Raw genomic sequence first — 8,533 nt, forward strand, 5'->3', positions numbered from 1 at the left:
ACCAGGTCGCACGGGGGCAGCGACGACGCCGGGGCCGACGGAGAGGAGGGGGGCGGGGGCGCCGACGGGGTCGGCGAGGACTGCGGCGGCTGCGTACACGGATCGCGTTCCTGCGGGGTCTCCATCCCGGCCTCCATCCCGGCCTCCATCGTGAACACCCTTCTCGTGGACGAGCAGGCCGAGGGTCGGGCGGCCCCCGGTCCACGGGGTTCAACGCGACAACGTGTCAACGGGCACGGTCGAAGTCCGCCGCAAAGGATGGCACTTCATGGCAGATCACGAACGAGATATCCGTTTTGTAGTCAACCACAGCGTGGCGGACCGGACACAACGGGTACTTTCTTGCACGTCGGAAACAGGGAGTCACATGGATGACCCGGACAACTCTCCCTGAGCCCGGCATGGTTCGACGGTTCGCACGAGAGGGCCCGGCCATGACGTCGTCGACGGTGACCTCGTCCCCATCCCCCCGGCCGCCACGGCCGAATCTCATTTTCCGACAACTGCGCGGACAGCACTCGCCGGCCGAGTTCGCCGCGATGGTCCGGCGGGCCGCCGAGGAGATCGGCGAGCGGGTCAGCTGCGACGCCCGCTACATCGGCCGGGTGGAGTCAGGAGAGATCCGGTGCCCCAACTACGCCTACGAACGCGTGTTCAGGCACATGTTCCCCGGCCGGACGCTCACCGATCTGGGGTTCGTCCCCCGGTCGGCCGTCCGCGGACGCGCGGCACGCCGCACCTCGCGTGAGACACGGCGCGAGGTGCGGGAGGCGGACCGGCCGTACCGGTCCCCCGCCGTGCCGATCCAGCCGCAGAACCCGTACCACCCGCACGAAGACCACCAGGATGACGAGGAGAGCGACGTGCTGCGTCGCGCATTCATGACCCGCGGAGGCGTCACCGTGGCCGCCGCCTCGCTGGGCCCCCTGGGGCTCGCCCTCGACGCGTCGGCCGCACCCCGTCCCACGTACCGTGCCGACGCGCGGGACGCCGACGCCGTCGAGGAGGCCGTCCGCAGGATCCGGCTGCTCGACGACCGGCACGGAGCCGACGGCCTCTACCGCCGCGCGGCGGCCCCGCTGCGTGCCGCCTACGCGTTGCTCGACGCCGGTGCGACCCGGCAGGCCACCGCCGACCGGCTGTACTCGGGCGTCGGTGAACTGGCCATCTCGGTGGGCTGGCTGGCCCATGACTCCGGACGCTTCGACGACGCCCGCTCGCACTACGCGGAGGCGCTGGCCACCGCGCGCATGACCGGGGACCCGGCCCTGGAGGCGCACGCCTTCTGCAACACGGCGTTCCTCGCACGGGACGCGGGACGGCCGCGGGAGGCGGTACGGGCCGCGCAGGCCGCACAGCGCGTGGGGCGCGGCCTGGGCTCGGCGCGGCTGATGTCGCTGCTGGCGCTGCGCGAGGCGGGCGGCTGGGCGGGGCTCGCCGACCGCGCCGGCTGCGAGCAGGCGCTCGCCCGGGCGCAGGCCCTGTTCGAGCGGGGGCCCTCGGACGCCGACCCCGAGTGGATGAGCTTCTACGGGGAGGCGGAGCTGGAGGGGCTGGAGGCGCAGTGCTGGTCGGCGCTGGGCGACTGGTCGCGGGCGGCCCGGCACGCACGGCGGGCCGCGCAGCTGCAGGACCCGCACTTCGCCCGGAACATCGCGCTGTACACGGCCGAGCTGGCCGACGACCTCGCGCGCGGGGGGCACCCCGACGAGGCCGCCGCCGCGGGCATGCGGGTGCTGGACCTCCTGGGGGAGGTCCAGTCCTCCCGGATCCAGACGATGCTGGCGGGGACGGCCCGTGTGCTGCTGCCGCACCGGCGGGAGAGCGGGGTGTCGGCCTTCCTCGAAAGACACGCCGGCTGCCTGCGCACGGCGTGAGCTGCCTGCGCACGGCATGAGACGAAGGTCACGAAAGCCTTCCCCGAGCCCCTCCCGCACGAGCCCGTCGCCCGAGGGACGTCTCCGTGCCCGCGGGTGACGCAACCCTCACGTGACCCCCCGCGTCTATCAGGGCCGGGGGTGCCCCTGGGGAAATCGGAGCGCACACCGTAAGGTGGCACGGCCCGGCGCAGGGCACCGCAGCGACGTCACAGGGGAGGGGCATCGGATGCCGCAGCAGACCGAGGCATCAGCACCGGCAGCGCGCACCGAGGCACCCTCGGGCTCCCGGCCGCGCTGGTGGGCCGAGCTGTCGCTGATCCTGCTGATGTACGGCTGCTACTCGGCGGGCCGCCTGCTGGCCCGCGGGGACGTCTCCACCGCCGTCGACCACGGCCTGGCGATCCTGCGCATCGAGCAGGCGCTGCACCTGAACGCCGAGCATCCCCTCAACCGCCTCTTCACACGCGAGCCCTGGCTCGGCGTCCCGGCGGACTTCTGGTACGCCTCGCTGCACTACCTGGTGACCCCCGCGGTCCTGGTGTGGCTGTTCCGGGCGCGCGCCGCGTTCTACCGTGCGGCCCGCACCTGGCTGATGACGTCCACCTTCCTCGGCCTGATCGGCTTCACCCTGCTGCCCACCTGTCCGCCCCGTCTGCTCTCCCCGGAGCACGGCTTCGTGGACACGATGGCCTACTACAGCTCCTACGGCTGGTGGGGCGGCGAGGCCAGTGCCCCGCGCGGGCTGGGCGGGCTGACCAACCAGTACGCGGCCATGCCGAGTCTGCACGTGGGCTGGGCCCTGTGGTGCGGAGTGATGCTGTGGCGTCACGGCGGCACGCGCACGGCCAGGGCCGTCGCCGTGCTCTATCCGCTGGTGACCGTCGTGGTGGTGCTGGGCACCGCGAACCACTACCTCCTGGACGCGGTCGCGGGCACGGCCGTGATGGGCGCCGGACTGCTGCTCACCCCCCGTGCGATGCGGGGCGTGGACCGGGTCCGGGCGCTGCTGACGGTCCGTGACACGGCAGTCGGCACAACGGCCGGAACGCACTCGGGCGATGCGGGTTCCCCCATTGTCGGCAGTGGATGTCAGACTTCGGCGGGTGAGCGAATTCCACGGCAGCGCGAAGCGCGGTTCGGTTCCACCGCCGCGCCAGACGCCCTTTCCGGCGGAGCGGGGGACGGCGCTCCCGGCTGGGGCCTTTCCCGCCCGGACGAGGTCGAGAGCCTGGGGAAGGCTCGCTGAACTCCGCGGGCCCGGTGTACCGGCGAAGGCACTGGACGCCCGCGCCCTCGCGGCCCTCGCCGCGAACCCGGGCTGCCGGCGGCGCGCGATCCTGGACGGCGCGGGCGTGGACAAGGCGGCCCTCGCCGGCGCGCTGGGCGCACCCCCGGTCTTCGGCCAGTCCCAGTTCGCCCTCACCCGGGGCAACGCGTTCGAGGCGCGGGTCAAGGCGGACGGCGGTGCGGAACTGCTGCGGCTGGCGCACCGGACGCTGGATCCCGGCGCCGAGCCGCCGCAGCGGCCCTGTGTCCCCGACCTGACCGCCCAGGGCCCCGACGGACGCACGGCGCGTACGGCGCTGGCGCTGCGCGAGGCCGTCCAGGCGGGCGGCTGGACCCTGCTGGACCATCCGATGCTCGCCCTGGAGGTGGCCGGCTCGCCCGCCTTCCTGGAGCCGGACGCGGTGGTGGTGCACCCGGACGGCAGCTGGACGGTCGTGGAGATCAAGTCCTTCCCGGTGCTGGACGGTTCCGCGGATCCGGCGAAGGTGGGCGCGGCGGCCCGGCAGGCGGCGGTGTACGTGCTGGCGCTGGAGGAGGTCGCCGCCCGTCTGGACCCCGCCCCGCGGGTGCGGCACCGGATGCTCCTGGTGTGCCCCAAGGACTTCTCCAACCTGCCCACCGCCTCCGCCGTCGACATCCGCCGGCAGCGCGCGGCGACCGCGCGGCAGCTGACGCGGCTGACCCGCCTCCAGGACATCGCCGACGCGCTTCCCGAGGGCGTGTGCTTCTCCCCCGAGCTGCCCCGCGAGGAGCTGACGGCGGCGGTCGAGGCGGTCCCGGCGACATACGCACCGGAGTGCCTGGCCACGTGCGAGCTGGCCTTCCACTGCCGGGCGCGCTCCCGTGCGCAGGGCTCGGTGACCGCGCTGGGCCGCTCGGTGCGCGCCGAACTGGGCGGCCTGTCGACGGTCGAGGAGGTGCTGGCGGCGGCCCACGGCGAGGCGGGCGACCCGGACGACCCGGCGGTGGCGGCCCTGCGCAGGGCCGCCGCGCTGCGGGCCGAGGCGCTGGAGCTCGCCGGCCGGGAGGCGGCATGTCGCTGATCACCACCCTCGCCCGGCTCGAGGCGGTGCGCGCCGGGCGGGCCCAGCCCGCCACGACCGTGCGGCACCGGCATCTGTCCGAGCGGCCCCTGGTGTTCGTGCCGCTCACCACCGCCGGTGAGGCGGGCGCCCCGCTCGGCGCGCTGATCGGCACGGACCGGCACGCGCCCCGGCTGCTGGCCGTGCCGCAGCCACGCGACCGGGATCTGCGGTTCGCGTTCCTCGCCGAACTGGCCGATGTGATCCTGCCGTACATCGACTCCTTCGCCGACGACGTGGAGACCTCCGAGCGCACCGAGACCGACCCGGAGACCGGCAGACGGGTCAGGGTCGAGGTGGAGCTGTGCACGAACGCGCCCCAGCTGATCGTGCCGAGCCGCGCGGGCATCCACTTCGTACGGCTGCTCGGGCGCTCCATGCGTTTTCGGCGCACCGCCGAGCAGGATCCCCAGGCCCCGCACCCGGCGCCGCCGAAGGTGCCGCTGCTCGGGCGGTGGCTGACCCACTTCGGGGAGCGGGCGCGGGTGCCCGGCTCCTCGCTGCTGCTGGCGCTGACCGATCTGCTGGCCCGGCACTGGACCACCGGCCAGTCCGGCCTGGAGGACCAGCACCTGGGGGCGCTGCTGGCGTGGATCAGCCCGCCGGAGGGCGTCTCGGGCGCCCAGGCCGCGCTGCGGGCCGAGCTGGCCCGGGACGCCGACGGCCAGCTGGAGTGCCCCCCGGCCGGTCCGGCGACCGACCCGGCGTTCGACAACAGGCTGCTGGCGCCGGCCATCGAACGCTACGACCGCGCGCGTGCGGCCCTCGCCGCCGCGGAGGACGGCCTGCAGGCCGACGAGCGGCTGGGCGCCCTCACCGCCGCCGAGCACGAGATCCGCGCACTGGTGGAGAAGTGCGCCCGGCCCACCTGGGAGAAGGTCTGGCAGGGCCTGGACCTGCTGCGGGAGCTGCCCGAGGGCGCGCACGTCGAGGAGCGGTGGACGCGCGACCGCTGGTCGTTCACCCACCACCGCGACCGGGTGCGCGCGGGCGAGCCGCCGCAGCCGCGCCACGACGACGCGGTCACCGCGGCGAACAAGCTGGCCTCACGCGAGCGTGAGCAGGCCCGCCTGGAGGCCCAGGAGGCGCTGGACGACCCGCTGGTCATGGCGGGGCGGCGGCTGGCCGGGGAGGCGTTCGCCGGCGAGGTCACGGACGTCGTCATGGCGTACAGCGAGGGCAAGCGGCCCGCCCCGCGCCCGCTGGTCACCGTCCGCACGGACGACCTGCCGCACCTGGACGAGCGGACCCGGGTGTACCGCTCGCTGGACGGCAAGCCGCAGTCGGCCGAGTGCGTCGCCCTGGAGGAGGACGGGGCCGGGGGAACGCTGGTCGTGCTCCGGATCCTGGACCGGATGGGCCGCGGCAGGGAACCGGCGGCCGGCTCCGTCCCGGAGAAGGGCGACCGTGTGTGCTTCACCCTCTTCGAGCACGAGCCGCGCGGCGGCGCCAGGCTGCCCGAGCCGGAACAGACCCCCTGGACGCACGGCGGGCCGCCGGACGAGGAGAGCGTGCCGGAGGCCCCCGACCCGGTGACCGAGGAGGACCTGCTGTGACCGCCCCCGCCCGGAAGGCCGCCTTCGACCCGCAGGAGGCCGCCGCCCGCGCCACCGACGCGATCCTCCGCGACACCCTGCACGGCCCGCACCGCGGTGTCGTCGTCGACTCCCCGCCCGGCGCGGGCAAGTCGACGCTCGTCGTCCGCGCCGCGCTGGAGCTGGCCGCCGCCGGACGGCCGCTCATGGTGGTCGCGCAGACCAACGCGCAGGTCGACGACCTGGTGGTGCGGCTCGCGGAGAAGAACCCCGACCTGCCCGTCGGCCGGCTGCACAGCAGCGACGCCGACCCGTACGACAAGGCGCTCGACGGCCTGCCGAACGTGCGCACCTCCGCGAAGGCCGCCGACCTCGCCGGTCTGGACGTGGTGCTGTCGACCGCCGCGAAGTGGGCCCATGTGCGCACCGACGAGCCGTGGCGGCACGCGATCGTCGACGAGGCGTACCAAATGCGCTCGGACGCCCTGCTGGCGGTGGCCGGGCTGTTCGAACGGGCGCTGTTCGTGGGCGACCCGGGCCAGCTCGACCCGTTCTCGATCGTCGGCGGCGAGCAGTGGGCGGGCCTTTCCTACGACCCGTCGGCGTCCGCGGTGACGACCCTGCTGGCCCACAACCCCGGGCTGCCCCAGCACCGGCTTCCGGTGTCCTGGCGGCTTCCGGCCTCGGCGGCGCCCCTGGTGTCGGACGCGTTCTACCCCTACACGCCGTTCCGCAGCGGCACACGGGCCGAGGACCGGCGGCTCGCCTTCGCCGTCCCCTCCGACAGGTCGGCCCCCGACCGGGTGATCGACGAGGCCGCCGTGTCCGGCTGGGGCCTGCTGGAGCTGCCCGCGCGGTACACCCCGCGCACGGACCCGGAGGCGGTGCACGCGCTGGCGGCGGTCGTCCGGCGGCTGCTGGAGCGGGGCGGCGTCACCGTCTCGGAGCGCTCCCCGGACCCGGTGCCGCTGACCGCCGACCGGATCGCCGTGGGCACCGCGCACCGCGACCAGGCGGCGGCGGTACGGGCGGCCCTGGCCGGCCTGGGCATCACGGAGGTGACCGTGGACACGGCGAACCGGCTCCAGGGTCGCGAGTTCGACGTCACGGTGGTCCTCCACCCCCTCTCCGGCCGCCCCGACGCCACCGCCTTCCACCTGGAGGCCGGCCGCCTGTGCGTTCTCACCTCCCGGCATCGCCACGCCTGCATCGTGATCTGCCGCGCCGGGGTGAGCGAGCTCCTGGACGACCACCCGTCGACGGAGCCGGTCCGGCTGGGGGTGACGGTGAAGTTTCCCGACGGCTGGGAGGCGAACCACGCCGTGCTCGCGCGGCTCCAGGAGCACCGGGTGGCCTGGAGAGCCTGAGAACCCCGGGGAGGACCCGGGGCGGCCGGCCGCCCCGCCGTCCTCTTGCGCGGGCGCGGGACAATGAAGGGTGGTCCTCCCGAGGACCGAGGCCCCGAATCCTGCAAGCCCGAACCCCACAAGGAGGACACACCATGGCGGAGCCGACGCCGCGTCCCCAGGAACCGCGGCTGCGCCCCGCGCCCCTGCTGTTCGAGCCCGCCGCGGCGAGTGCCGACCCCGAGCACTTCTTCGACCTGGAGTCGATCGAGGACCCGCGTGCGCTGCTCACGCGGGCGACGGAGCTGGCCCAGGCGTTCCGTGCGGCAGCCGACCGGGCGATGGAGTTCCAGGCGATCGCGGCGGCGCAGCTCGCCGACCCGCGGCGCTTCGACCGGCTGACCGTGGCGGACATCGCCGAGCGGGCCCAGTGGACCGAGGACTACGCCAAGAAGATGGTGGAGTTCGGCCGGGATCTGCTCAGGGGGACCGAGGGCGGCGCCCACGCCTCCCCGGACGCCCCGTTCTGACCTGCCCGTCTCGGTCCGGCATATGCCGGGGGCGCACCATACCCCCCTCCCGCCTTCCCTGTCCCGGGTTTTCCCAACTCTGCGGAAGCACATCATCACGTTCGGTAGATGTATCCGCCATGAGCCGTCTGAGCTGTTCAGGGAACGAGCCGCTTCTCGACGATCCGCACTCCTGTGGTGTCACCCCCGACGGCGCCGCCTGGCTCGCCTCGGCGGAAACGCGTCCGTGCGGCGCCTTCGCACCGTGGCGGGAGCGGCCGGCGTCGCCGGTCGTCCTGCCCTGCGGCACCGCCTTCGACGTGGTGAACGCGCCCGCGGTCTTCGGCCGCCGGATGCTGGACCGGCTGTGGGAGGAGGGCCCGGGTTCGGGTCCGGTGGCCGTCCACCGGGGGCGGATGCTGCTCTTCGCCGTGCCGGGCACCGCGCACCGGCTGCCCTCGCTGCTGGAGTGGGAGGAGTGGGGTTCCCGGGGCCGGGTGGCCGGCCGGGGCGAGGGCATCCCGCCGCTGCTGTGCCACGGCAACGGCGACGTGGTGGCCCTCCCGCCCCTGTCCGACGACGCCTGCTCCGGCCGGTCCGAGTCCCGCTGGCTGGTCGCCCCGGACAGCCGTCACCCCTGGCTGCCGGGCCCGGAGGTCCTGCTGTGGGCGGCCGTACGGGCGGCCCGGGCGGCCACGCGGACATCGATTTTTCCTCCCGCCGACCAGGGTGCTAAGGTCTACGACGTCAGCGGGCGCCGCTAGCTCAGTTGGTTAGAGCAGCTGACTCTTAATCAGCGGGTCCGGGGTTCGAGTCCCTGGCGGCGTACAGCGACAAGGGCCCCTCGTGATCACGAGGGGGGCTGCACCGGTGCGCCGCCAGGGACTCGGACCC

Annotated in this window: 7 protein-coding genes and 1 tRNA gene; all 8 read left to right on the top strand. The window is 74.6% G+C overall.

The features are described from left to right. The first annotated feature begins 434 nt into the window (after positions 1-434). Positions 435-1,877: an NsdA family TPR-like regulatory protein gene (locus CCN35_RS04770; protein WP_086791626.1), complete on the top strand. Its 1,443-nt coding sequence runs from the start codon at positions 435-437 to the stop codon at positions 1,875-1,877. A 229-nt stretch (positions 1,878-2,106) separates the two neighbouring features. Next, positions 2,107-3,126, top strand: coding sequence for a phosphatase PAP2 family protein (locus tag CCN35_RS04775; RefSeq protein WP_086791628.1), 1,020 nt, complete (start codon positions 2,107-2,109; stop codon positions 3,124-3,126). 31 nt (positions 3,127-3,157) lie between these two features. Continuing rightward, positions 3,158-4,210, top strand: a complete 1,053-nt coding sequence (locus tag CCN35_RS04780; protein ID WP_328587074.1) for a hypothetical protein — start codon at positions 3,158-3,160, stop codon at positions 4,208-4,210. After that, positions 4,201-5,805, top strand: a complete 1,605-nt coding sequence (locus tag CCN35_RS04785; RefSeq protein WP_086791630.1) for a hypothetical protein — start codon at positions 4,201-4,203, stop codon at positions 5,803-5,805. Before CCN35_RS04780 ends, CCN35_RS04785 begins: the two co-directional genes overlap by 10 nt. Beyond that, positions 5,802-7,151, top strand: a complete 1,350-nt coding sequence (locus CCN35_RS04790) for an AAA family ATPase (protein ID WP_086791632.1) — start codon at positions 5,802-5,804, stop codon at positions 7,149-7,151. The genes CCN35_RS04785 and CCN35_RS04790 overlap by 4 nt, the downstream gene beginning before the upstream one ends. A 134-nt stretch (positions 7,152-7,285) precedes the next feature. Then, positions 7,286-7,660 carry a hypothetical protein gene (locus CCN35_RS04795; RefSeq protein WP_067388285.1) on the top strand — a complete coding sequence of 125 codons (375 nt, stop codon included), beginning with the start codon at positions 7,286-7,288 and terminating at the stop codon, positions 7,658-7,660. Between the two features lie 119 nt (positions 7,661-7,779). Continuing rightward, complete coding sequence (locus CCN35_RS04800; protein WP_086791634.1) at positions 7,780-8,403, top strand: bifunctional DNA primase/polymerase; 624 nt, start codon at positions 7,780-7,782, stop codon at positions 8,401-8,403. Next, positions 8,394-8,467, top strand: a tRNA-Lys gene (locus CCN35_RS04805). The genes CCN35_RS04800 and CCN35_RS04805 overlap by 10 nt, the downstream gene beginning before the upstream one ends. The last annotated feature ends 66 nt before the right edge of the window (positions 8,468-8,533 follow it).

Origin of the sequence: Streptomyces thermovulgaris (assembly GCF_002155915.1) — a bacterium.
Classification (GTDB): domain Bacteria; phylum Actinomycetota; class Actinomycetes; order Streptomycetales; family Streptomycetaceae; genus Streptomyces; species Streptomyces thermovulgaris.

What these genes read in the sequence shown, in the direction of transcription:
- CCN35_RS04770 (WP_086791626.1), top strand. Translation starts at nt 435, where the DNA reads ATGACGTCGTCGACGGTGACCTCGTCCCCATCCCCCCGGCCGCCACGG.
- CCN35_RS04775 (WP_086791628.1), top strand. Translation starts at nt 2,107, where the DNA reads ATGCCGCAGCAGACCGAGGCATCAGCACCGGCAGCGCGCACCGAGGCA.
- CCN35_RS04785 (WP_086791630.1), top strand. Translation starts at nt 4,201, where the DNA reads ATGTCGCTGATCACCACCCTCGCCCGGCTCGAGGCGGTGCGCGCCGGG.
- CCN35_RS04795 (WP_067388285.1), top strand. Translation starts at nt 7,286, where the DNA reads ATGGCGGAGCCGACGCCGCGTCCCCAGGAACCGCGGCTGCGCCCCGCG.
- CCN35_RS04800 (WP_086791634.1), top strand. Translation starts at nt 7,780, where the DNA reads ATGAGCCGTCTGAGCTGTTCAGGGAACGAGCCGCTTCTCGACGATCCG.